Source organism: Nonomuraea sp. B1E8, assembly GCF_039871515.1.
Classification (GTDB): domain Bacteria; phylum Actinomycetota; class Actinomycetes; order Streptosporangiales; family Streptosporangiaceae; genus Nonomuraea.
The window spans coordinates 221119-243411 of record NZ_JBDPLS010000008.1 but is presented as its reverse complement, the minus strand read 5'-3'; the positions used below and the strand labels follow the sequence as shown (position 1 = coordinate 243411).

Annotated in this window: 20 protein-coding genes, 3 tRNA genes and 1 pseudogene; 8 read left to right on the top strand and 16 right to left on the bottom strand. The window is 72.0% G+C overall.

What is annotated here, in order from left to right:
- The first annotated feature begins 14 nt into the window (after positions 1–14).
- From ABGA98_RS26475 to ABGA98_RS26465, 3 genes are all read left to right on the top strand, one after another.
- A tRNA-Gly gene (locus ABGA98_RS26475) sits at positions 15–86 on the top strand.
- A 14-nt stretch (positions 87–100) separates the two neighbouring features.
- Positions 101–174 (top strand) — tRNA-Cys (locus ABGA98_RS26470).
- A gap of 1 nt (position 175) precedes the next feature.
- Positions 176–250 (top strand) — tRNA-Val (locus ABGA98_RS26465).
- Between the two features lie 91 nt (positions 251–341).
- On the opposite strand, the gene ABGA98_RS26460 is transcribed toward ABGA98_RS26465, so the two are convergent.
- The 10 genes and pseudogenes from ABGA98_RS26460 to ABGA98_RS26415 all read right to left on the bottom strand — a co-directional run.
- Positions 342–1679, bottom strand: a complete 1338-nt coding sequence (locus tag ABGA98_RS26460) for an APC family permease (protein WP_347621104.1) — start codon at positions 1677–1679, stop codon at positions 342–344.
- A gap of 77 nt (positions 1680–1756) precedes the next feature.
- A complete protein-coding gene (locus tag ABGA98_RS26455; RefSeq protein ID WP_347621103.1) occupies positions 1757–3370 on the bottom strand; it encodes a thiamine pyrophosphate-binding protein in 1614 nt (537 codons plus the stop codon).
- Positions 3371–3404: 34 nt separating this feature from the next.
- Complete coding sequence (locus tag ABGA98_RS26450) at positions 3405–4484, bottom strand: ABC transporter substrate-binding protein (protein ID WP_347621102.1); 1080 nt, start codon at positions 4482–4484, stop codon at positions 3405–3407.
- A 22-nt stretch (positions 4485–4506) separates the two neighbouring features.
- The gene (locus ABGA98_RS26445) at positions 4507–5319 is read right to left on the bottom strand and encodes an ABC transporter permease (protein ID WP_347621101.1); all 813 of its coding nucleotides are present in this window, start codon (positions 5317–5319) and stop codon (positions 4507–4509) included.
- Positions 5316–6122 carry an ABC transporter ATP-binding protein gene (locus tag ABGA98_RS26440; RefSeq protein ID WP_347621100.1) on the bottom strand — a complete coding sequence of 269 codons (807 nt, stop codon included), beginning with the start codon at positions 6120–6122 and terminating at the stop codon, positions 5316–5318. The genes ABGA98_RS26445 and ABGA98_RS26440 overlap by 4 nt, the downstream gene beginning before the upstream one ends.
- Positions 6123–6126: 4 nt before the next feature.
- Positions 6127–7110, bottom strand: a complete 984-nt coding sequence (locus ABGA98_RS26435) for a membrane dipeptidase (protein ID WP_347621099.1) — start codon at positions 7108–7110, stop codon at positions 6127–6129.
- Complete coding sequence (locus ABGA98_RS26430; protein WP_347621098.1) at positions 7107–7757, bottom strand: hypothetical protein; 651 nt, start codon at positions 7755–7757, stop codon at positions 7107–7109. Before ABGA98_RS26430 ends, ABGA98_RS26435 begins: the two co-directional genes overlap by 4 nt.
- A 34-nt stretch (positions 7758–7791) precedes the next feature.
- On the bottom strand, positions 7792–8553 hold the full coding sequence (locus ABGA98_RS26425) for an IclR family transcriptional regulator (RefSeq protein ID WP_347621097.1): 762 nt from the start codon (positions 8551–8553) through the stop codon (positions 7792–7794).
- Positions 8546–10252, bottom strand: coding sequence for a hypothetical protein (locus ABGA98_RS26420; RefSeq protein ID WP_347621096.1), 1707 nt, complete (start codon positions 10250–10252; stop codon positions 8546–8548). The genes ABGA98_RS26425 and ABGA98_RS26420 overlap by 8 nt, the downstream gene beginning before the upstream one ends.
- 367 nt (positions 10253–10619) lie before the next feature.
- Positions 10620–10827: pseudogene (locus ABGA98_RS26415) on the bottom strand (hypothetical protein); the annotation flags it as partial.
- Between the two features lie 191 nt (positions 10828–11018).
- Here ABGA98_RS26415 and ABGA98_RS26410 point away from each other — a divergent pair.
- Positions 11019–12509, top strand: a complete 1491-nt coding sequence (locus ABGA98_RS26410) for an alpha-N-arabinofuranosidase (protein WP_347621095.1) — start codon at positions 11019–11021, stop codon at positions 12507–12509.
- Between the two features lie 3 nt (positions 12510–12512).
- Here the strand turns inward: ABGA98_RS26410 and ABGA98_RS26405 are convergent, their stop codons facing one another.
- Together ABGA98_RS26405 and ABGA98_RS26400 are read right to left on the bottom strand one after the other, a co-directional pair.
- Positions 12513–13493, bottom strand: a complete 981-nt coding sequence (locus tag ABGA98_RS26405; RefSeq protein WP_347621297.1) for a LacI family DNA-binding transcriptional regulator — start codon at positions 13491–13493, stop codon at positions 12513–12515.
- Between the two features lie 135 nt (positions 13494–13628).
- Positions 13629–14321 (bottom strand): DUF6348 family protein, encoded by a 693-nt coding sequence (locus tag ABGA98_RS26400; protein ID WP_347621094.1) that lies wholly within the window; start codon positions 14319–14321, stop codon positions 13629–13631.
- 258 nt (positions 14322–14579) lie between these two features.
- Here ABGA98_RS26400 and ABGA98_RS26395 point away from each other — a divergent pair, with 258 nt between their 5' ends.
- Together ABGA98_RS26395 and ABGA98_RS26390 are read left to right on the top strand one after the other, a co-directional pair.
- Positions 14580–15758: a glycosyltransferase family 4 protein gene (locus tag ABGA98_RS26395; protein ID WP_347621093.1), complete on the top strand. Its 1179-nt coding sequence runs from the start codon at positions 14580–14582 to the stop codon at positions 15756–15758.
- Between the two features lie 121 nt (positions 15759–15879).
- Positions 15880–16764, top strand: a complete 885-nt coding sequence (locus tag ABGA98_RS26390; RefSeq protein ID WP_347621092.1) for a D-alanyl-D-alanine carboxypeptidase family protein — start codon at positions 15880–15882, stop codon at positions 16762–16764.
- A 235-nt stretch (positions 16765–16999) separates the two neighbouring features.
- Here the strand turns inward: ABGA98_RS26390 and ABGA98_RS26385 are convergent, their stop codons facing one another.
- A complete protein-coding gene (locus tag ABGA98_RS26385; RefSeq protein WP_347621091.1) occupies positions 17000–17629 on the bottom strand; it encodes an alpha-ketoglutarate-dependent dioxygenase AlkB in 630 nt (209 codons plus the stop codon).
- 212 nt (positions 17630–17841) lie between these two features.
- Between ABGA98_RS26385 and ABGA98_RS26380 the strand changes: the two genes are divergently transcribed.
- Positions 17842–19155 carry an MFS transporter gene (locus tag ABGA98_RS26380; protein ID WP_347621090.1) on the top strand — a complete coding sequence of 438 codons (1314 nt, stop codon included), beginning with the start codon at positions 17842–17844 and terminating at the stop codon, positions 19153–19155.
- Positions 19156–19173: 18 nt separating this feature from the next.
- On the opposite strand, the gene ABGA98_RS26375 is transcribed toward ABGA98_RS26380, so the two are convergent.
- The 3 genes from ABGA98_RS26375 to ABGA98_RS26365 all read right to left on the bottom strand — a co-directional run bounded on the left by ABGA98_RS26375 (position 19174) and on the right by ABGA98_RS26365 (position 20828).
- Complete coding sequence (locus tag ABGA98_RS26375; RefSeq protein WP_347621089.1) at positions 19174–19719, bottom strand: CGNR zinc finger domain-containing protein; 546 nt, start codon at positions 19717–19719, stop codon at positions 19174–19176.
- 68 nt (positions 19720–19787) lie between these two features.
- On the bottom strand, positions 19788–20147 hold the full coding sequence (locus tag ABGA98_RS26370) for a DUF2203 domain-containing protein (protein WP_347621088.1): 360 nt from the start codon (positions 20145–20147) through the stop codon (positions 19788–19790).
- A gap of 9 nt (positions 20148–20156) precedes the next feature.
- Entirely contained in the window at positions 20157–20828 is a 672-nt protein-coding gene (locus ABGA98_RS26365; RefSeq protein WP_347621087.1) for a GntR family transcriptional regulator, read from the bottom strand.
- 100 nt (positions 20829–20928) lie between these two features.
- Here ABGA98_RS26365 and ABGA98_RS26360 point away from each other — a divergent pair, with 100 nt between their 5' ends.
- A complete protein-coding gene (locus tag ABGA98_RS26360; RefSeq protein ID WP_347621086.1) occupies positions 20929–22263 on the top strand; it encodes an MFS transporter in 1335 nt (444 codons plus the stop codon).
- Positions 22264–22293 lie beyond the last annotated feature (30 nt).

The following is a 22293-nucleotide window of genomic DNA, read 5'->3' as shown; positions in this document are numbered from 1 at the left end:
GTTAACGGAGCAACGCGGAAGTGGCTCAGTGGTAGAGCATCACCTTGCCAAGGTGAGGGTCGCGGGTTCGAATCCCGTCTTCCGCTCGGAGTTCGGGCTCGGTGGCGTGGCCGAGAGGCGAGGCAGCGGCCTGCAAAGCCGTCCACACGGGTTCAAATCCCGTCGCCACCTCCATGGACGATTAGCTCAGCGGGAGAGCGCTTCCCTGACACGGAAGAGGTCACTGGTTCAATCCCAGTATCGTCCACCAGCTCAAGCGAAACCCCGGCTTCTCGTCGAAGCCGGGGTTTCGCTCTGCGTGCCGTGCTCTTGTCCGCTGAGCCGCGCCACCGCTCGTGCGCCTATGAGGCGCTCTGGCGGCGCACCACCAGCCAGTTGATCCCCCACAGGACCAGCCCGACGGCCAGGAGCAGCCCGGCCCGGACGTACACCTCGGCGGGCCGGCCGGTCAGCGGGCTCGCCAGGACGAACGCCAGCACGGCGCCGATCACGGGAAAGACCGTGGGCGTGCGATAGTGCGCGTGCTCCACCCGGTCCTTGCGCAGCACGAGCACGGCCACGTTGACGACCGTGAAAACGCACAGCAGCAGGAACGCGGTCGTGTCGCCGAGCCCCGCGATCTCTCCCGTCGAGATGAGCGCGATGGCCAGCGCGGTGGTGAAGATGATGCCGATCACCGGAGTACGGCGGCGCGGATCGACCCAGCCGAGGCGGCGGGGCACCACGCGCTCGTTGGCCAGGCCGTACACGAGCCGGGAGGCCATCATCATGTTGATCAGAGCCGAGTTGGCGACGGCGAAGATGGCGATCGCGGCGAAGAGCTGCGGCGGGAAGGCGAGCCCGCCGGCCTTGACCACCTCGAGCAGCGGGCCGGACGACTCCTCCAGGACCCCGGGCGCGACGAGCAGCGATGAGGTGAGGGCCACGAGGATGTAGACGACACTGGTGATCGCCACCCCGAGGAAGATCGCCCGGGGGAAGCTCCGTGAGGGGTCCTGCGTCTCCTCGGCCATGTTCACCGAGTCCTCGAACCCGACGAACGCGAAGAAGGCCAGCGCGGTGCTGCCGAGCAGGGCGTACATCAGGCCACCTGCCTGCTCGGCGTCGATCTCGACCAGCCTGGAGGGCTCGCCCGCCCCCGTGAACACGGCGTAGACGCCGATCAGGATGATCACCACCAGGCCGGTGAGCTCGATCAGCGTGAACACGATGTTGGTCTTCACCGACTCGGAGACGCCCCGGTAGTTCAGCGCCGCGACGGCGACGATGAAGATGATGCCGACCACCACGCTCGGCAGCGTGAAGAACGCCTCCAGGTAGTCGCCGCCGATCGCGCGGGCGGCGGCGCTGGCCGAGGTGAGGCCGGAGCACATCACTGTGAACGCGACCATGAACGTGAAGAAGGGCTTCTTGAAGGCCTTCTGCGTGTAGAGCGCGGCCCCTGCCGCCCTGGGGTATTTCGTGACCAGTTCGACATAGGACATCGCGGTGAGCAACGCGATGACGAAGCCGAACAGGAAGGGCATCCAGAGGGCGCCACCGACCTGGCCGGCCACGGCACCGGTCAGGGCGTAGACGCCCGTGCCCAGGATGTCACCGATGATGAACAGGATGAGAAGCTTGGGGCCGATAGCCCGTTTGAGGGGAATGTGGCCGGCTTCAGGTACGGCGCCTGTCATGCGAATGTCATTCCCCGGTCACGGGTTCTGACACCGGGCAGCGCTACCCCGCGCGGTCGAGCCGTGACGCCGCCCGCTCACCTGCGGATGGGAACCAGGGCGGTCAGATCGATGTCCAGGAGCGTGGGCCCTGGACGGCTCACGGCGGCGGCGAACTCCGTGTCGAATCCGGCCGCGTCCGTGATCCGGCGCGTCTCGATCCCGAACGACGCCCCGAGCGCCGCGAAGTCCGGCGTGGCCAGGTCCACGTCCTCGGCCGTGCCCTCCCCCGTGCCGCGGATGATCTCGCGGAGCACGCCGTAGCCCCGGTCGTTGAACAGGCACACGATCACGTGCGCTCCGGCCTGCGCGGCGGCGGCCAGTTCGCCGGCGCTCAGCATGAAGCCGCCGTCCCCCTGCACCAGCACCGTCGGCGCGCCCGAGCCGGTGGCGGCGCCGATGGCGAGGGGCAGTCCCGGGCCTATGCCGGCCGCGGCGGGGCGGATCGAGGTGCGCGGCGCCAGGATCGGCAGGACTCGGTCGCCCCACACGTACGCGGGGACGGTCGCGTCACGGACCACGACGCCGTGGCGGGGCAGGTGACGGCGGATCGAGGCGCAGATGGCCTCGTGGTCGGGCCCCATCTCGGCGCTGATCCGCTTCCTGGCCGCCGCCCACGCCGCCCGTCCCTCGGCCAGGTAGCCCGACCGGTCGGGGATCGCCGCCGCGTGGTCGCGCAGCCGTTCCGCCACCTGCTCCAGGCCGCGCCGGGCGTCGCCGACGAGCGCCAGCCGGGCCGGGTAGTTACGCCCGATCACCGAGGGGTCGACGTCGAGGTGGACGAGGTTGTCCGGCAGCCGCAACCGCCAGGCGTCCGTCGGGTGCATCTGGAAACGCGTGCCCACGGCCAGGACGAGATCGGCCGACTCGACGTACGACCGCAGCGGCTCCACGGTGGGGAAGGCTCCCAGGCACAGCGGGTGGTCCTCGGGCAGCGCACCGCGTCCCTCCCGCGAGGTGACTACGGGCGTCCCGGCCGCCTCGGCGAGCTCGGCCACGGACGCGCCGGAGCCGACGACGCCGCCACCGGCCCAGATGAGGGGGCGCCGCGCGGTGGCGAGCAGCCGCGCCGCCTCCTCGGCGGCCTTGTCGTCCACGGCGTCGCGGGGCGGCGACGTGACAGCCGGCGGCGGCGCGTCGGCGGGCATGCGCTGCAGGTCGATCGGGATCTCCAGGGCAGCCGGTCTGGGCCGCCCCGTGAGCACGTCGCGCGCCAGCCGGACGACCTCCGCGCCGATGTCGGCCGGGTGGCGGATCAGCGAGACGGTACGGCACACCGAGCGCAGCATGTCCGTCTGGCCCTCGGCCTCGTGGATGTAGCCGCGCCCGCGTCCCAGATGGGCGCTTTCGACCTGGCCGGTGATCAGCAGTACCCGTGAGGAGGCGAACGACGCCTCGTACAGGCCCCCCATGGCGTTCGCGGTGCCGGGGCCGGTGCTCACCAGGGCGACGCCGAGCCGCCCCGTGGCCCTGGCGTAGCCGTCGGCGGCGTGGACGGCGGCCTGCTCGTGCCGCATGCCGACGATCTCGATGCCGCCCCTTTCACGCAGCGCGTGCAGGATGGGCAGGTTGTGGATGCTGGCGATGGCGAAGACGTGCCGGACACCGAGGACGTCGAGCGCCGCGGCGACCTGTGCGGCCCCGTTCGTCATGGCGTCACCCCGTCAGCGCGGGCGGCGGCGGGAATCACGCTCTCCACTTCCGCGCCTCCGCCTCGACGGCCTTCTCGTCGAAGGAGTTGTACTGGTCGGCCAGCGAGAAGTCGAACAGCCCGCTGGACTTCACGTCGAGCGGCGAGGTGATCATGCCGTGCCGGGCGAAGGTGGCGACCGTCTTCTGCAGGGCGGCGTCGTCGATCACCCCGTACGTGCCGGACTCTCCGCGGCCGGCGGTGATGTCCATGCGAAGCTTCAGGATGCGCACCGCCTGGGCCAGCGCCTTGTCCTCCGGCACGTCGGAGGCGGACCTGGACTGGGGGAACTGCTTCCAGTGCAGCTTGATCGCCGCCTCGGGGTTCTCCCGCGAGAAGACCATGGCCTTGACGAAGGCGCGCGCCATCCCGGTCACCTTCTTGGGCTCGTTCTCGATGGAGTCCTTGCGCACGATCAGGGCGGAGGTGCCGGTCATGTCGTTCAGCGGCGTGGGGATGTCGCGCATGCCGGTGCCGAGCAGGTCGCCGATGACCACGTTCGGGCCGTCCCAGCCCGCGTAGGCGTCCACCTGCTTGCCGCGCAGCGCGTCGGCCGCCTGGGCGCCCAGCCCGACCGGCAGGAACGTGGCGTCCTTGGCGGGGTCTCCCCCGGCCTCCTTGATGACCCCCTTGGCGAACAGCGCCGACACCCCGGCCAGCGAGTTCGCGCCGATGGTCTTGCCCTTCAGGTCGGCGGCGGTCTTGATCGGGCTCCGCTGCGGCACCACCACGCGGAAGATGCTGCCGGTGGTCACGCCGATCACGGCGATGCTCGGATCCTTCTGGTACGCGGTGATGGCGGCGTTCAGGGACGCGTACGTCATGAAGGCCTTGCCCGTGGCGACGGACTGCACGGCCGACGGGGCGCTGTCCACGGGCTGGATCGTCACGCCCACGCCCTCGGCCTTGAAGTAGCCCATCTGGATCGGGACCGACGTGTAGGACGCGGTGGTCGCGGTCAGCGCCTTGTCCGGCACGGTGAACACGAGCTCGCCGTCGCCGGCGCCGCCGCCGCAGGCCACGAGGCCCGCTCCGAGCGCGATGACGCCCAGCAGCCGTAGTCCGAATCTGTTCATCTCAGACTCCAGGGGTTGATGATCACTTGACTCTGCGTACCAGGCGCTCGGCGAGAGACAGCACCCCGTACACCACGAGCCCGAAGGCCGACAGGGCGATCAGCATCGCGTACGTGGCCGCGACCTCGCCGGTGACCGTGTACTGCGCGATGGCGTATCCGACGCCCTCGCGCGCGGCCACGAACTCGCCGACGATCGCTCCGATGAGGGCCAGCACGGCGGCGCTGTTCAGTGCGGGGAAGATGAACGCGAGCGCGTTGGGCACGCGCAGGTAGCGCAGCTCCTGCCAGCGGCTCGCCCGCATCGCGCGGAACAGGCTGACCTCGTCCTCGCTCACCTCGGTCAGCCCGGCGATCGTGTTGGCCAGCACGGGGAAGAACGCCAGCAGGGCCGCGAGTACGACCTTGGGCGCCAGGCCGTACCCGAGCGCCGCCACGATGAGCGGCGCGATGGCGACCTTGGGAAACGTCTGCGAGATCAGAATGTACGGATAGACGGCGTTGCGGAGGATAGGGAAGAACGCGAACACCGACCCGACGAGCACGGCCGCCACCACCGCCAGCACGAAGCCGAGCAGGGTCTCGTTCACGGTCGCCAGCAGGTTGGGCCACAACGTCCCGTCGCCCGCCAGCCGGAACAGGACCGCGACCACCTCGCCGGGCGGGGCCAGGATCAGCGGCGACACCAGCTTCGCGGCGGCCACCGCCTGCCAGGCGCCCACGATGCCGACGAAGATCGCTACCGCGAGGATCGCGGACATGGCGCCGTCGCGCGATGCGCCGCCGCTCTGCCCAGGCTTGGTCAGGCGGGGTTCGGTGTCGAGCTGGGCCGTCATCGGCCGCCGCCTTTCGCCTCGTCAAGGGCGGCGCGTACGTGCCGGATGGCCTCGTAGAACTCCGGCTGGTCGCGCAGCCCTCTGTCGCGCGGCCGCGACAGCCGCACGGGGATGTCGGCGTGGACCCGGCCCGGCCTGGCGCTCATCACCACGATCCGGTCCGACAGGAACACCGCCTCGGAGATGCTGTGGGTGACGAACACGACCGTCTTCGGCTCGCTCTGCCACACGCCGAGCAACTCGTCGTTGAGGTCCTCGCGGGTGAACTCGTCGAGCGCGCCGAACGGCTCGTCCATCAGCAGCAGCGACGGCCTGCCCACCAGCGAGCGGGCGATGGCCACCCGCTGCTCCATGCCGCCGGACAACTCCCGGGGATAGTGCTTCTCGAACCCGGCCAGCCCGATCATCTCCAGCAGCGCCCTGGCCCGGTGCCGGCCGTCGGCCCCGCCCTCGCCGGCGATGTCGAGCGGCAGGCACACGTTGTCCAGCACGGTACGCCAGCGCAGCAGCGTCGGTTTCTGGAACGCCACGCCGACCTGTGGCAGCGGCTCGGTCACCGGGACGCCGTCCACGGATATCGACCCCTCGGTCGGCTCCAACAGCCCCGCCATCAGCTTGAGCAGGGTCGACTTGCCACAGCCGCTCGGGCCGATCAGGGAGACGAACTCCCCCGGCTCGATGTCCAGGTCGCTGGGATCCAGCGCGCGGACCGCGGCGCTCCGGCGCGTGAACGTCTTGGAGACGCCACGCAGCTCGATGGCCGCAGGTCGGGGCGGCGCCTGCCTGCCGGTCAAGGTCGCCATGGGCTCACTCCTTCGTCGATCGGTTCGGCAGCACCTCGTGGTAGAGGCGCATCCAGTTGCCTCCCATGACCGCCGCCACGTCCGCTGCGTCGAACCCGCGCCGTGCCAGCGCCTCGGCGAGCGCGGGGAACGACCGGGTGTCGGGGAACCAGGGCAGCGGGGGCTGCTTGCCCGGGTTGGCCGCCGAACCGGCGCCGTACTGTGTCGTCCTCGTCCACCTGCCCTGGCGCATCCACTGCAGGTCGGCGTACACCACCTTGCGGCCGAGGTCGGAGCCGACGCCGACGTGATCGACGCCCACCAGGTCCGCGGTCCTGGCCACCAGCTCGGCCCAGGTGTCGGCGCTCGCGGCGTACGCGCCGCTGATGTTGCGGTAGCCGGACACGCCGAGCACGCCGCCCTTCTCTGCCAGCGCCCGCAGCAGCCCGTCGGACTTGTTGCGGGGGTGCGGCACCAGCGACGCGGGGTTCGCGTGCGTCACGGCCACCGGCTCGGCGGAGTGCTCGATCGCCTCCAGGCTGGTGCGCTCGCCGACGTGGGACAGGTCGACGACCATGCCCGCGCGGTTCATCTCCTCGACCACCTCGCGGCCGAACCTCGTCAGCCCCCCGTCCACGGGGTCGTAGCAGCTCGCGCCGACGTCGTTCTGGATGTTGTACGTGAGCTGCGCCACGCGTACGCCGAGGTCGGCGAAGAGCTCGACGTAGCCGATGCGTCCTGACAGGAACGAGCTGTTCTGGAAGCCGAGCAGCAGCGCGGTCCGGCCGCCCGCCTGGATCTCCTCGATCTCGGCGGCCGTCGTGGCGACCGCGACCAGGTCCGCGTTGGCCCGCACGAGGTCGCGCCAGGCCACCAGGGAGTCCATCGACTCGATCGCGTCCTCCCAGAACCCGCACGTGACGGTGACGCAGCCGAGGTCGCCGCCCCGCAGTTCCTCGAAGACCTCCCGGTCGAAGGTGCTGCACTCCAAGCCATCAACAAAGATCACGGGTTGGCTCCCACGTAGTCGACGTCGGCGTTCTGGTCATCCGGGTCGAGGGTGGCGCCCGCGTGCCGCCGCGAGACGGGCGTGTCCTCGGTGAGGGCGTCGTTGGAGCGGTGATAGAGCCGCCACCACAGCGCGGCGTCCACCTCCAGCCCGCGCCGCACGGCCCGCGCGAGATGCCGGGGCACGGGGTCCGCCGCCGGGGCGCGCTCGCCCACCGTCAGCCGCGGCGCGCCGTCGCCGCAGGTGACGTCGACGCCGGCGCCGTAGGGCAGGGCGGCGTGCGGGAGGACGAGGAGGAGATGGGCCGAGCGCACGCCACCGACCTCGATCTCCGCGCGACCGTGTTCGCGCTGCAGCGCCACCCCGAGGTCGAGCAGGGCGGGGGCGGCGTACGGCGCGGGCATGCCGTGGGCCTCGACCGTGACCCGCCCGCCGGACGCGGCGGTCAGGGCGGGGGCGCGCCAGGATGTCGCGGCGGCTTGGGCGGAGTCGAGGAAGGCCAGACCGCCGAGGCCGAGGGCCTCCGCGTCGACGATCATCTCGCGCACGGCGGGCACGGCCCCCTTCGGCACGCCCAGCAGCAGCAGGAGACGCTCGGTCATGACCCGCGTCTCCCGCAGGCTGACGGTGAGCCGGTTCGCGGTCACACTCGCTCCCTTCGCCCGCCGGCGGCACGCGCCTTCACGGCCGCTCCCCTCGGGTGCCGGCCGGGCCGCCCGACAGCACCTCGTTGATCTCGGCGACGGCGTCGCCCAGCGCGCGGATGCCCTTCTCGTGGTCGAACCGGCTGCTCGGCCCCGCGACGCTCAGCGCCCCTACGCACCGCCGCTCGACGTCGAACACGGGGGCGGCGATGCCGAGCACGCCTTCGAGCCAGCGGCCCTCGGAGGTCGCGTAGCCGCGCTCGCGCACCCGCGCCAGCTCGTCCTCGCCGGGCAGCTCGACGCCGAGCTCCCGCAGCTCGGCGAGCTGGCGCTCGGTCGCGTAGGCCAGCAGCACCTGCCCTGACGCGCTGCGGCTGATCGGCATGCTGGCCTCGGCCCGCAGGTCCACCTGGAGCGGGCGGCCTGGTTCGATGCGCTGGATGATCGTGGCGGTGCCGCGTTCGAGTATGGCCAGGGAGACGGCCTCGCGTACGACGTCCACCAGGCGTTCCATCACCGGCAGCACACGTTCGCCCAGCCCGGCCTGGCGCAGCGCCGCCTGCCCGACGCGGGCCGGCCGCAACGTCAGCCGGTAGGTGCCGTCACCGGCCTGCTCCATCCACCCGGCCGCGACCAGGGTGACGAGCTGCTGGTGCACGGCGGCGCGGGTCAGGCCGAGCTCTCGGGCCAGCTCGGTGACGCGTACCGAGCGCTCGGCACCGGCCACCACTTCGAGCATCTTGAGGCATTTGAGCGCGGTGCTCAGCGGCTGGGTTCGCGGCGCGTTGTTCTCAGTCAAGGGTCATGTCCTCGGTGTCGGGTTCGCGGGGCTGCCACCACGGGCCTGGGTCCCCACCGGCCAGGTCGGCGCGTGCGGGAGCGCCCTGGAAGATCAGGCCGCGCAGGGTGCGGCCCAGGAAGTCCTTCGTCCGGTCGAGACCGTAGAAGGCGGCGTTGGCCAGCCGGATGACGTGTACCGGCAGGAAGTCCAGATCCAGCATGTCCATCCGGGGCAGCGCGTACGGCAGGTCGCGCAGCGCCTGGAGCCGTTCGACCGCCGCCCGCTCCTCCGGATGCTCGAAGAGCACCCGGCCGACCCGGGTGCGCGGGTCGTAGCGGGCCATCAGCCGCGACAGCCTGCGCACGTCGCCGGGCACGTCCACCGACAGGTCGAAACCACCGGGAAACTGCTCGCGCGGCCCGGAACGCGGCTCCTCCGCGGCCCGCGACTTGTACCAGACCCTGGCCCGGCGCGCCTCGTCGGCGAGGGGCAGGTCGTGCGCCCACGCGTACGGTCCGCGCAACATCGCGCCGAACTCCCGCACCGTCATGCCCGGGTCGCCGATGAGCCGCTCGTCCACGATGAGCCGGTCGAACCCCTCGTCCACCTCGTCCGGCAGGAGCTCCATGAGCAGCGCGTTCAGGATCTCCTCGGTCTCGGGGGTCACCGTGCCCTCGACCGCCCGCCGCAGCGTCTCGAACGGGTGCGCCCCGCGCGGGCCCTCGTCGCGCAGCTCGGCCGCGCGCTCCCGCACCTGGCGCAGCTCGGCGGCCAGCCGGGGCCCGGCGGGGAAGACGCCGTAGCGCACGGGGTCCTGCTCGCGGTGGACGATCGCGCCGTCGAGCAGGCTGACGAGCCGGGCGTACGCCGGGTCGCCGGCCGGGAAGCCGAGCCGTCTGGCCCGCGCCAGGGCGTCCTCGCGCACGCGCAGCCAGCGGTCGACCATACGCGGATGGTTGGCGACGAACAGCACCAGGCCCAGCGCCGACCCGTTGCCCAGGCCGAGATGGCGCCGCAGCGCGGGGGCGAGCCGCGCGGCGCCGGGGCGGGCGGTGCGGGCCAGGTGATCGCACAGGTCGAAGCTGAACTCGCGCATCAGGTAGGCGGTGAGCATCTGCGCGTGATACGGCGCCATCAGCGGATGGTCAGGCCCGTAGGACAGGTAGGTGCGGGTGCCGAACGTGCCGTTGGCGTCCAGCCCGGTGTTGCGCATGAGGTAGCCGACGTGGCGCAGCCGGTCGAGGCTGGGCTGCCGCCCGTCGGCCAGCGCTCCCACCGCGTGCTCGAACGCCCGCAGGCTCCGGTTGGACCGGCACCACACGAGCGTCCCCGGCGCGGCGCGGCCCGCGTACAGTTTGGGCAGCTCCGTCCGCGTCTGCTCGATCCGCCCCGCGTCGGCCTCGCCTTCGAGCAGCGCGCCGACCATGTCCCAGCTCCGGCCGATGATCCGCGGGGTGCGGTCCACGAAGCGCGGTTCGGTGCTGAAGGCCACGAACGACAGCACGCCCGCGTGCGTCTCGACCCGGTAGACGGCCGTTCCGTCGCCGCGGTCGTCCAGCTCCAGCCGCTCCGCATCGACCGTCCATCCCTTTCGCAGCATGGTCGCCACGAGCGACCGGCTGGCGCTGAAGCGGGACGGCTGCAGGGACGCCAGCCGCTCGGGGCGCATGAGGAAGGCGGGATCACGGGGTTCGATGGCGGGCGACAGGTCGCTCATAGGCCCTCGTCTTAATAATCAGGACGTCGTATGGATTATCAAGACGCTAGGGCTTAAATCCCCATTACGGCAAGACCTATATTTCGCGCGCTCCATCCGTTAAGGTCCCCGTGGGCGCACGCGACCGGCCGAAAGTCACGTGCCCCCCACGACCCGTGGTCGCCACGACCGTCGCGCCCCGGCCCTGGCGGCCACGGGGCGCGGCGGCGTGTCATGCGTCAGGCGGTGACCGCGGGCGGGTTCGCGGCCGGCCTGGCGGCGCTGCCGCTCGCGCTCGCCCTGCATGTGGTCTCCACGGTGCAGGACCGCGAGGCCCGGGAGGTCGCCGACTGCGTCGCGATGTTTCCCGGACCAGGTACGCGAGTGCTCAGGCTCGGAGTAGACCCGGCCCCGCCCGCCACTGGCCCGCCAGGCCGCTGCGGGCGACGCCGCGTACGATCTGCCGCTGGAACAGCACGAACACGACCAGCAGCGGCAGCCCGGCCAGCACCGCCGAGGCCATGATCTGCGCGTACCGCGAACGTGCCCTGCACGACGCTGGCCAGGCCCACCGGCAGGGTCATGGCGTTCGGGTCGTGTCGCAGCGCCGACCCCGTGTCGCGTTGGAGTCACCCGAGCGTTAGCGGTAACACCCGGCCTGTCAAGGCCCCCGCGGAAAACGCTTGCCCGACATCCCGGGGGCGAGCGCGGACCCCTTGACCTCACCGCTGATAACGCTAACAATCTGGAGCGACGTCACGCCCGCGCAACACCAGGAGTCCCCTCCGTGCACCAGGCAGAACTCACGCTCGATCCCGCGTTCAAGGTGGCTCCGGTACGCCGGCGCACCTTCGGCACGTTCGTCGAACACCTCGGGCGATGTGTCTACACCGGCATCCACGAGCCGGACCACCCCTCGGCCGACGGCGACGGCTTCCGCCGCGACGTGCTCGACCTGACCAGGGAGCTGGGCGTGTCCACCGTCCGCTACCCCGGCGGCAACTTCGTCTCCGGCTACCGGTGGGAGGACGGCATCGGCCCGGTCGCCGAGCGCCCGCGCCGGCTCGACCTGGCCTGGCACAGCACCGAGACCAACGAGGTCGGCGTCGACGAGTTCGTCCGCTGGTGCCGCAAGGCCGGCGTGGAGCCCATGATGGCGCTCAACCTCGGCACCCGCGGCATCGCCGAGGCCCTCGACCTGCTCGAATACTGCAACCACCCGTCCGGCACCACGCTGTCGGACCTGCGCGTCGCCAACGGCTCGAAGGAGCCGCACGGCATCAGGATGTGGTGCCTCGGCAACGAGATGGACGGCCCCTGGCAGACCGGCCACAAGACGGCCCGCGAATACGGCCGGCTGGCCGCCGAGACCGCCCGCGCCATGCGCACGATGGACAGGAACCTGGAGCTGGTGGCCTGCGGCAGCTCGGGCTCCGGCATGCCGACCTTCGGCGCGTGGGAGGCCACGGTGCTGGAGGAGACGTACGACGTGGTCGACTACATCTCCTGCCACGCCTACTACGAGGAGAAGGACGGCGACCTCGGCAGCTTCCTGGCCTGCTCGACCGACATGGAGTACTTCATCTCCTCGGTCGTGGCCACCGCCGACCACGTCGGGGCGCGGCTCAAGTCGCGCAAGCGCATCGACATCTCCTTCGACGAATGGAACGTCTGGTACCTGTCGCGCTTCCAGGGCGCCGAGCCGCCCACCGACTGGCCGGTCGCGCCGCCGCTGCTGGAGGACCACTACCACCTGGCCGACGCGGTGGCGTTCGGCGGGCTGCTGATCACGCTGCTGCGCAACAGCGACCGGGTGACCGCCGCGTCGCTGGCCCAGCTGGTGAACGTGATCGCGCCGATCATGACGGAACCCGGCGGGCGGGCCTGGCGGCAGACGACGTTCCATCCGTTCGCGCAGGCGTCCAGGCACGCGGCGGGCGACGTGCTGCGGGTGGAGCCGGTCTCGCCGTCGTACGAGACGAAGGAGTACGGAGAGGTGCCGCTGCTGCACGCGGTCGCCACGCACGCGGAGGAGGGCACGACGCTGTTCGCGGTCAACCGCTCGACGGACGCGCCGCTGTCGCTGCGGATCGACACGCGGGCGCTCGGCGGCGCGCGGATCGTCGAGGCCACCACCCTGACGGACACCGACGTCTACGCCCGCAACACGGCCGATGCCCCCGACCGGATCGCGCCCAGGCCGAACCCCGACGTCGAGCACGACCCGGCGCGCGTCCTGCTGCCGCCGGTGTCGTGGAACGTGATCAGGCTGGCGTGAGACTCACCCCGGGGCGGCGCCGGTGCTCTCCCTGACGACGAGCTCCGGCTCGACCAGGCGCCGCCCGTCGGGGTCGGCGCCCGCCATCCGGTCGAGCAGCATGTGGAAGGCGAGCCGGCCGACCTCTCCGAAGTCCTGCCGCACGGTGGTCAGCGGCGGCCAGTAGTAGGCGGACTCGGGGATGTCGTCGAAGCCGGCCACGCTGACGTCCTCGGGCACGCGCCGCCCGGCCTCACGCAACGCCCTCAGCACGCCGAGCGCCATCTGGTCGTTGGCCACGAACACGGCGGTGAGCTCGGGCTCCTGCGCCAGACCGCGGCCGAGCCGGTAGCCGGAGCGCGAGCTCCAGTCGCCGCGCAGCACGCCGGGCACCGGCCGGCCGGCCTCCTCCAGCACGCCGCGCCAGCCCTCGATGCGGCCCTCGGCGTCGAGCCAGTCGGCCGGCCCCGCCACGTGCCACACCGTGGGGTGGCCGAGGCTGAGCAGGTGCCTGGTCACGCGCACGGCTCCGGCCCGCTGGTCGACCTTGGCCACGGGCACGGGGAGGTCGTCGCCGGCGTCGACCGCCACCGCCGGCATCTCGGGCGGCAGGTGGCGCAGCCCCTCGGTGGCCGACTCGTGCGGCGCGACGATGATCACGCCGTCGACGGCCTGGGCGCGCAGCCGCTGCACGCCCTCCTCCATCGACCTGCGGTTGAGCGAGCTGAGGCTGGCGATGCTGACGTTGTAGCCGGCGTTTCTCGCGGCCTGCTCGATGTAGTAGAGGGTGGTGGCGGGGCCGTAGAGGGTGGTGTCGATGCTGACCACGCCGAGCACGCCGGAGCGGCCGGTGACCAGCTGGCGGGCCGCCTGGTTGGGCCGGTAGTCGAGCTCCCTGACCGCGGCCAGCACCCGGGCCCGGGTCTCGGCGCGCACCCGGCCGGGATCGTTGAGCACGCGCGAGACGGTCATGGCCGAGACACCGGCCAGCACCGCCACGTCCATGAGCACCGCCGGCCTGCCATTCCTGGATTTCACGGCAGCTCACCCCCCTGGCGGTAACGCTAACAGGCGGAGGGTGGCGAGCGCGCGGGAGTCGGTCATGGGGCCATGCGAACGCCGCCGATGGCGGCTGAAAGGTCAGCCGGCTTCGTCGTGCACCAGCAGGACGAAGGTGCGGGCGTACGAGATGCCCTGCTCGGGCCGCGGCCAGTCCAGCTCGGCCAGAGCCCGCGAGCCCGCCTCGTGGTAGGCGCCGTTGACGCGGATCTCGGCCGTCTCGGCGCCCTCGCCCCCGCCGAAGAACGCCTTGACGCCGATGAGGCGTTCGCGCTCGAACGTGCCCTTCAGCGCGGGAGCCAGGTGCGGCAGGACCACGTGCTGGACGGCCCACCGCTGGACGGCCTCGTGGTCGTCGCCGGTGCCCCAGCCGGTGATGCCGCCGTGGATGGCGTGCCAGCCCGAGAAGCCGTCGGGGTCGTCGGGGCCGAAGTGGGCGGCGTGCGAGCCGTCCTGGACGAGGAGCTCGATCAGGGCGCTGCCGGTCGTGCCGAGCCACACCTGGACGGCCCGGTCGAGGGCCTCTCCGGTGGTGCCGCCGTACCCGGCCACGCAGTCGCTGATCGTGGTGTCCTCGGGGCGGTCGACGTTGAGCACGAAGTCGAGGTCGAGGTGGCCGGGGTCGCCGGAGTGGTCGTCGCCCAGCACGACGGCGAGCGTGCCCGGCCCCTTGGCCATGCCTTCCTCTACCTGCCACGGCCTGCCCATGGCCGTGCTGAGGCGATCGGCGATCATGCCCAGGATCACGTCGTCCGCCGGTCGTCCCTCGTCCATGCTCATCCCTCTCGACCTCGCCGGGCACCGCTCGTGGCCACCCTAGCGAGTCTTGATCATCATGCGCGGGCACGCGCGCCCGCCCTGCGTGCCGCCGTTGCCAGGGAACTGCCAGGTACGGCCGTTACCCTCCACCGGCATGTACCGGCAGCGAACACCGAGCACGACGCTGGCCAGGTCCGGTCCCTCCCGCGCGCCCGGCGCCCGCGTGCCGCCCGCCCCGGAGGGGGTCCGCACCCGGACCCGGGAGCAGGCGCCATGAGGATCCGCTACTTCATGCTGCACGCCTACGGCGCCGGCGGCACCATCCGCACGGTCGTCAACCAGGCGAACGCGATGGCCGCCGCGGGCCACGACGTCGAACTGGTCAGCCTCGTGCGGCGCCGCGAGAGACCCCACGTCAGGCTGGACCCGCGCATCCCGATCGTGACGCTCGTGGACCAGCGCGGCGGCCCGCGTCCTGACTCGCTCGGGCGCAGGGCGTGGCGCCGGGTGCGGGGGAAGGTCGTGCCGCGCGGGGAGTTCGCGAGCGCGTACTTCACCGAACGGGTGGAGCGCACCGCGATGGACTACGTGGCCGCGCTGCGCGACGGCGTCCTCGTGACCACGCGTCCCGCGCTCAACCTGATCGCGGCCCGCCGCGCGCCCAGGGGTGTCCTCACGGTCGCGCAGGAGCACATGAACCTGTCGGCCTATCCCGACACCATCCGCAGGCAGATCGCCCGTCACTACGGCCGCCTCGACGCGATCACCGTTCTGACCCGCACGAACCGGCATGAATACGAGCGCCTGCTCCCAGGGGCCCCGATCGTGCAGATCCCCAACGCGGCCCACCGGGCGGAGCAGGAGCCGTCCCGGCAGGTGAACCCCGTAGTGGTCGCGGCCGGGCGGCTGACCGCGCAGAAGGGTTTCGACCTGCTCATCGAGGCCTTCGCGCAGGTCGTGGCCCACCACCCGGAATGGCGGCTGCGCGTCTTCGGCACGGGCGCCAGGAAGGCGGAGCTCGACGGGCTCGTGCGGCGCCTGGACCTGGGCGACCACGTGACGCTGGCAGGGCGTACCGACCGGCTGGACCGGGAGCTGACGAACGCCTCCGTGTACGCGCTGAGCTCCCGGTTCGAGGGCCTCCCCATGGTGATGATCGAGGCCATGGCGCACGCGCTGCCCGTGGTCGCGTTCGACTGCCCGACCGGCCCGAGGGACGTGGTGACCGACGGGGTGGACGGCGTGCTCGTGCCGCCGCGGGACGTGAACGCGCTGGCCGACGCCCTGACGCGGGTCATCTCCGACCGGGACCTGCGGGTGCGCATGGGCCAGGCCGCGGCCGAGACGGCACGGGCCTACGCGCCGGAGCAGGTGATGCCGCTCTGGGAGGACCTGTTCGCGGAGCTGGCCCACGGCGAACGCGTGACCGGCACCTTCTGGCACGACCGGTGAGCGTATTCGGCAAAAGATTTACCTCACGAAAGACCCGGAGATTTCGGGGTTTCTGACAGCCGGTCATGGATTTTTGTTCTTTTCGTCAACAGCACCCCAAAAGGCGCGGCACCCTGTCGTCATGCGTATCAGCAAAGCCCCACTTGTCGCCTTGGCAGGCGCCGCCGCCCTGGTCACCGGCGTAGCCGCGCCTGCCGCCGCCCAGGCGCCGGTCGCCGCGCCCGTCATGACGGCCGCGGAAAGAGACACCCCGGCGGTGTACGGACGCGCGGCCCAACTGATCGACGCCGAGTCCGGGGACGTGCTTTTCAGCAAGGACGCCCGTGAGCGTATGCCGGTCGCCAGCCTGACCAAAACCATGACCGCATATGTCGTACTGAAGTCGGCCGAACCCACCGACGTCGTCCGGATCAAGGCCGAAGACGTCGCGTACGCGGAGGAGGGCGGCGGCACGACCGCCGGCCTGCGCCCCGGCGACCGGCTCACCGTCGGCGAGCTGATGTACGCCCTCATGCTCCCCTCCGGCGCCGACGCCGCCCACGCGCTGGCCCGCACGTACGGCCCCGGCGTCAAGGGCTTCGTCGCCAAGATGAACGCGACCGCCCGCGAGCTGGGCATGTCGGACACCGAGTACGTCAACGCCGACGGCCTGCCCACCCCGCGCGGCGACGGCTACTCCACGGCCGAGGACCAGGCCCTGCTGGCGGTCAAGGCGCTCCAGGTGCCGCTGATCGAGGAGGTCGCCGGTACGCGGCGGCACACGCTCGCCGCCACCGACGACCACCGCTCCTACAGCTGGCGCAACACCAACAGGCTGCTCGGGACGCCGGGCGCGATCGGGCTGAAGACCGGGTTCACCCGGGCGGCGGGCTACAGCCTCGCCTTCGCGGGCGAGTCGGAGGGGCGGCGGCTGGTCGGCGTGCTGCTCGGCGAGTCCGTCTCCAGCCGCCGGTTCAGCACCGCCGAGGCCCTCCTGTCCTGGGGCGGGTCGCGCGTGTCCGCCTGAGCCTCACTCCCGCCACCGCCCGCCATTCCAGCCGTTCCAGCCAGGGCAGGCGCCGCGGGAAAGGGCGCGGAGTGACGGCGGGGGCGCCCGCGGAGCCGTTGCCGAGCGCCATGTTCAGGCGCCGGCCACTGGTCCGGCCGCCAGGCCCCTGACCGGGTCAACCCGCTGATCGGCGCGTTCCTCGGCGAGGGGCAGCAGTGATCCTCTGGGCTGGTTCGCAGACGTCGAGGACGGGTCAGCGCACGCCGCGCGGGCGGAACTGGATGCTGATGCGCGGCCCCGCCGGGCGGCTGGTCTTCGGGATCGCGTGCTCCCAGGTGCGCTGGCAACTCCCGCCCATCACGATCAGATCGCCGTGGCCGAGGTCGTGGCGGATCGAGGAACCGCCGCCGCGCGGCCGCAGCAGCAGCGAGCGGGGGTCGCCGACCGAGAGGATCGCCACCATGGTGTCCTCGGTGCCGCCCCTGCCGATCGTGTCGCCGTGCCAGGCCACGCTGTCACGGCCGTCGCGGTAGAAGCAGAGCCCGGCCGTAAGGAACGGCTCGCCCAGCTCCTCTCCGTAGTGAGCGTTGAGCGCCCGCCTGGCCTCGTCGAGTGCCGGGTCGGGCAGGGTCTCGTGCTCGTCGTAGAACTTCAGCAGCCGGGGCACGTCGACGACCCGGTCGTACATGTGCCGCCGCTCCGCGTGCCACGGCACCGTCTCGGCCAGCCGTTCGTAGAGCTCGTCGGCTCCGGCCAGCCAGCCTGGCCTGAGGTCGATCCAGGCGCCGTGGGCGAGGTGGGTCCTGCGCACCGTGTCGCCGAGCGGCCCGACCGCGAGCTCCTCGTCGAGGCCGAGCAGAGATGCTTGGAACGCGGCTGTCATGAGGACGAGTGTACGTCATCGTTCAAACACACATTCGATCACGCGGCGGCGCAGAGCGGCTCGATGATGTGCCCGGTCCGCGCGGCACGCAGTCCGTCCAGGCCGGGCCGTCCTCGATCGCGAAGCGGTCTCCAGCACCCTGGAACGTTTCCGGCGCCTCCCCGGCAACCCCTCGCTCACGACGGCCATCATCCCCATGTAACGTCTCCATGATGTTATCCCGTTACATGGGCGGTGCCGTCGCCGCCCGCACCGGGGATGAGATGTCCGGGCCCGCGCTGCTCGTCACCGGACTCGCCGTCACCGGATCTCCCCTGCCGGCGTCGTGGTTGCTGGCCGGGCTCACCGTCTCGGCCGCCGTGGGCGGGCCGCTGCTCGGCGTGCTGCTCGACCGGGCGCGGCGGCCCGGCAGGCTGCTCGCCTGCTGCCTGTCGGGGTACGCGGCCGGGCTCCTGCTGGTCCTCTCGGGGCTGGGCCGGGTGCCGGAGGCGGCGCTCATCGGGGTGGCCGTCGCGACCGGCCTGCTGGGTCCCGCGCTCGCCGGCGGCTGGACCGCGCAGTTGCCGCTGGTGGCCGGGCCCGAACGGCTGGGCCGTGCCACCGCGCTCGACGCCATGACCTACAACGTGGCCGGACTCGCCGGTCCCGCCGTGGTGGGCGTGCTCGCGGCCGCGGGCGCCGGCACCATGGCGGTGCCTGTTTGCGCCGCGCTCGTGCTCGCCGCCCTGCCCGTCGCCTGGACCCTGCCCCCACGTCTGGAGACATCCTCCGCGGGGAGCTCCGCCAGCTGGACGTCCCCTGGCCGGACGCCCTCCGGGGGAGCTCCGTCCGGCAGGACGCCGCCCGATCGACGGCCGGGGCGGCATCCGGCGCGGTCCGTACGGGCGGAGCTGGTCGCCGGGTTCGCCGCCATCACCAGGAATCCGTCACTGCGCAGGGCGACGGCCGGGTCCGTGATCTCGTGTGCCGGTCTGGCCATGCTGGTCGTGGCGGCACCCGTGCTGGGTGTCCGGCTCACCGGAGAGAGCGGCCACGGCGCGCTGCTGCTGACCGTCACCGCGGCGTGCGGGCTGGCGATGAACGCGCTCCTGGCCACCCGCGCTCCGGCCCGCGCGGGAAACGAAGCACGAACCGCCCGCCACCCGGCGGGCGCGGAAAGCGAAGCGCGGGCCGCCCGTGAGGTGCGGTGGTGGGATGGGGTGCTGGTCTGGGGGACGGCGGTGCTCGGGGCAGGGATGGTGCTGGCGGCCGTGGCGGAGTCGTACTGGATCGCCGTGATCGCCGCCGCCGTCGCGGGAGCGGGTGAGGGGCCGCAGCTCACCGCGCTGTTCTCCGTACGCCACCGCGAGGCGCCCGCCCGCCTGCGGAGCCAGGTGTTCACCACGGCCGCCAGCCTGAAGATCACCTCGTACGCGCTCGGTTCCGCGACGGCGGGCCCGCTGGCGTCGTACTCGCCGGGCGCGGCCCTGCTGGCCGGAGCGGCGCTGCAGGCGGTGGCCGTGGTGGTGCTCATCCCGCGGCGGTGACCGGGCGAGCGCCGGGGATCAACCGGGGGCGCGGGTGCCGGAGCGGGAGCGGTGGGCGGCGACGCGTTCGCGGGTGGCGCAGCGGGCGCTGCAGTAGCGTCGCGGGCTGCCGCCCCCGAGGTCGAGGAACGGCCGCCCGCAGCTCCGTGCGGCGCACAGCCCGCCGGGAACCCTCTGGTGGTCGGCGAGCAGCACCGCCAGCGCCATCGCCGAGGACGCCAGGAACCACTCCCCCCACGGCGCGTCGTCACCGCTGTCGACGTGCAGGTGCCAGGTCGTCGAACCCCCGTGGCTGGTGAGCCTGGGCGTCTGGGCTCCGCGGGCGAGCAGCCGGTTGAGCAGGGCCGCCGCCTCGCCGGCCGTCTGCGCGGCCAGCACCTCGCGCAGCCGCGCCGCCGCCTCCCGCATCGCCGTCAGGTCGTTCGTGCCGAGATCGAGGTCTCCGCTCTCCCCGTGGTCGCGCAGGATCCGCGACACCGACTCGATCGACGGCTGCTCGTGCAGCAGCTCCACGCACAGGTCGACGGCTCGCGCGGCCATCGCCTTGGTCGAGTGAACCTCCACCCCGGCAGCGTATGCCCGCCGTGGCCGGCATCGCCCGGGTGCGGCGGGCCCTGTGCGCGGATCGCTGATCAGAGCGGGCGGCGGCCGGCGAAGCCCAGCTCGGTGCGGTGATACCAGGCGAGCTCGCGTTCGCCCTCGATCCAGCAGAGCCGTACGGACAGGCCGTCGAGCTCCGAGGGGAAGTCGACGAGCACGGGCGCGATGCCCTTGACCTCGATCCCCTGCTCGCTCCATCCGCTCAGGATCTCCTCGACGCGGGCCTGCAGCCCTTTCAGCTCGGGCAGGCCGCCGAGCTCGGAGCGCCCCTTCGTACGCCGGTCGAAATCGATCTCGGCCAGGTCGGCGCGGGCGGAGATCACGACGCGGGCGTCCTCGATCACGGCGGGGATCAGCGCACGGGCCTCGTCGAGGGTGAAGATCCGGTCCATGCGCCCACGCTAGCGGCTCGGTTCGAAGGCGTGGATGAGCAGCCGCTCGGCGTGGTCGAGGTAGTCGTCGAGGTAGGCGGCGGCCTCATCGGGCCCGCCCGACCGGATGAGCTCGAGCAGCGTGCGGTTGCGGTCGACGAACGGCTCGTGGAAGGCCCGCGGGTTCTCCATCACGTGGAAGACGAGGCGCAGCTCGGCCAGCAGCTGGCGCATGGCCTCGTCGATCCTCGGGCTGCCGATGAGCGAGACGAGGGCCTGGTGGAAGCGGATGTTGGCGGTGCCGACGGCCTGCCAGTCGTCCTTCGCGGCGGCCCGCTCGGCGTCACGGACGGCCTCGCCGATCGTCGCGAGCTCCGTCTCGCCGGGGGTACGCCGCACCGCGGCGCCCTCGAGCACGCGGCGCACGCGGTAGAGGTCGGAGACGTCGGCGGCGGACGGCAGGCGGACGAACACGCCGCGGTTGAGCCGGTGGTCGAGCAGCCGCTCGTGGCCGAGCAGCCGGAACGCCTCGCGCAGCGTGTTGCGCGAGACGCCGAGCGCCTCGGAGATGGACTCCTCCGACAACCGCTGACCTGGAGGGAAGAAGCCTTCGCTGATGCGGTCGCGCAGGATGTCGGCCACCCGTTCCGCCGTGCTGCTGCGTCCCAGGCGGGGCCGGTCCTGGGAGAGATCAGCAACCACGTTGTCCACGATTGACAGGGAATCATGGAGCAAACCTCTTGTCGAATTGTTCAACGATCCTTACGTTGAACCTATCCCCCATCAACTCTAGGAGCATTCGATGTCAGGCTCCACGCAACAGACCCGGCGGGTGATCCTCGCCAGCCTGATCGGCACGTCGCTGGAGTGGTACGACTTCTTCCTCTACACCACCGCGGCGACCCTCGTCTTCCCCCAGCTGTTCTTCCCCGACCTCGACCCGTTCAACGCCACCCTGGCATCGCTGACGACCAACGCCGTGGCGTTCGTGGCCCGCCCGCTGGGCGGCATCGTGTTCGGCCACTTCGGCGACCGCGCGGGCCGCAAGACCGTCCTCGTGGTCACGCTGCTGGTGATGGGCGTCTCGACGTTCCTCATCGGCGTGCTGCCCGGTTACGCCAGCGTCGGCGTGATCGCGCCGGTCCTGCTGGCGCTGCTCCGATTCGTGCAGGGCCTGGGGCTCGGCGGCGAGTGGGGCGGCGCGGTCATCATGTCGCTCGAGCACGGCGACGGCCGGCGGCGCGGCTTCAACGCCAGCTGGCCGCAGGTGGGCGTGCCCGCGGGCTACGTGCTGGCGACCGGCCTGCTCACGGTCATGTCCTTCACGATGTCCGACGCGGCGTTCCTGTCGTGGGGCTGGCGGGTGCCGTTCCTGCTGTCCGGCGCGCTGGTCTTCGTGGGGCTGTGGGTGCGGCTCAAGGTCGCGGAGTCGCCGTTGTTCGCCGAGGTCGAGCAGCACGGCGTCAAGGCGAAGATGCCGCTGCTCGAGGTGCTGCGCACGCACCCGCGCGCCCTGCTGTCGGCCTTCACCGCGCGGATCGGGGTCGACGTCGCCTTCTACACCTTCACGGCGTACATCATCGTCTACATCACCGGGGAGCTGGCCCTGCCGCGCTCGTACGCGCTGAACGCGGTGCTGATCGCGTCGGCGCTGCAGCTCGCCCTGATCCCCGTGGCCGGCGCGCTGTCCGACCGGTACGGCCGGCGGCCCGTCTACCTGGCGGGCGTGGTGGCCGCCGCGGTGTGGGTGTTCGTGTTCTTCCCGCTGCTCGACACCAGATCCTTCCCGCTGATCGCGCTGGCCGCCATCGTGGCGCTGGTCACCCACGCCGCGATGTACGGCCCGCAGGCGGCGTTCATCGCCGAGTTGTTCAGCACGCGCCTGCGCTACAGCGGCGCGTCCATGGGCTACCAGGTGGCCGGCATCGTCGGCGGCTCGCTGGCCCCGGTCATCGCTCTCCAGCTCTTCCACACGTTCCAGACCACGCTGGCGGTGTCGGTCTACGTGGTCGCCGCCCTGGCGGTCACGACCGTGGGCCTGGCCATCGCCCCCGAGACGCGCGACCTCGACCTCGCCGCCGACCCCGGCGTCCCCGCCAAGCCCTCGCTGCCGGGGCAGGTGGGTCCGTTCGCCTGAGATCCGCACGAATGCCGCGGAAGCCGCGGG

Excerpts from the sequence above, each read along its gene's own strand:
- ABGA98_RS26460 (WP_347621104.1), bottom strand. The coding sequence starts at position 1,679 with ATGACAGGCGCCGTACCTGAAGCCGGCCACATTCCCCTCAAACGGGCT.
- ABGA98_RS26455 (WP_347621103.1), bottom strand. The coding sequence starts at position 3,370 with ATGACGAACGGGGCCGCACAGGTCGCCGCGGCGCTCGACGTCCTCGGT.
- ABGA98_RS26450 (WP_347621102.1), bottom strand. The coding sequence starts at position 4,484 with ATGAACAGATTCGGACTACGGCTGCTGGGCGTCATCGCGCTCGGAGCG.
- ABGA98_RS26445 (WP_347621101.1), bottom strand. The coding sequence starts at position 5,319 with ATGACGGCCCAGCTCGACACCGAACCCCGCCTGACCAAGCCTGGGCAG.
- ABGA98_RS26440 (WP_347621100.1), bottom strand. The coding sequence starts at position 6,122 with ATGGCGACCTTGACCGGCAGGCAGGCGCCGCCCCGACCTGCGGCCATC.
- ABGA98_RS26420 (WP_347621096.1), bottom strand. The coding sequence starts at position 10,252 with ATGAGCGACCTGTCGCCCGCCATCGAACCCCGTGATCCCGCCTTCCTC.
- ABGA98_RS26405 (WP_347621297.1), bottom strand. The coding sequence starts at position 13,493 with ATGGACGTGGCGGTGCTGGCCGGTGTCTCGGCCATGACCGTCTCGCGC.
- ABGA98_RS26400 (WP_347621094.1), bottom strand. The coding sequence starts at position 14,321 with ATGGACGAGGGACGACCGGCGGACGACGTGATCCTGGGCATGATCGCC.
- ABGA98_RS26395 (WP_347621093.1), top strand. The coding sequence starts at position 14,580 with ATGAGGATCCGCTACTTCATGCTGCACGCCTACGGCGCCGGCGGCACC.
- ABGA98_RS26390 (WP_347621092.1), top strand. The coding sequence starts at position 15,880 with ATGCGTATCAGCAAAGCCCCACTTGTCGCCTTGGCAGGCGCCGCCGCC.
- ABGA98_RS26385 (WP_347621091.1), bottom strand. The coding sequence starts at position 17,629 with ATGACAGCCGCGTTCCAAGCATCTCTGCTCGGCCTCGACGAGGAGCTC.
- ABGA98_RS26380 (WP_347621090.1), top strand. The coding sequence starts at position 17,842 with ATGTTATCCCGTTACATGGGCGGTGCCGTCGCCGCCCGCACCGGGGAT.
- ABGA98_RS26370 (WP_347621088.1), bottom strand. The coding sequence starts at position 20,147 with ATGGACCGGATCTTCACCCTCGACGAGGCCCGTGCGCTGATCCCCGCC.
- ABGA98_RS26360 (WP_347621086.1), top strand. The coding sequence starts at position 20,929 with ATGTCAGGCTCCACGCAACAGACCCGGCGGGTGATCCTCGCCAGCCTG.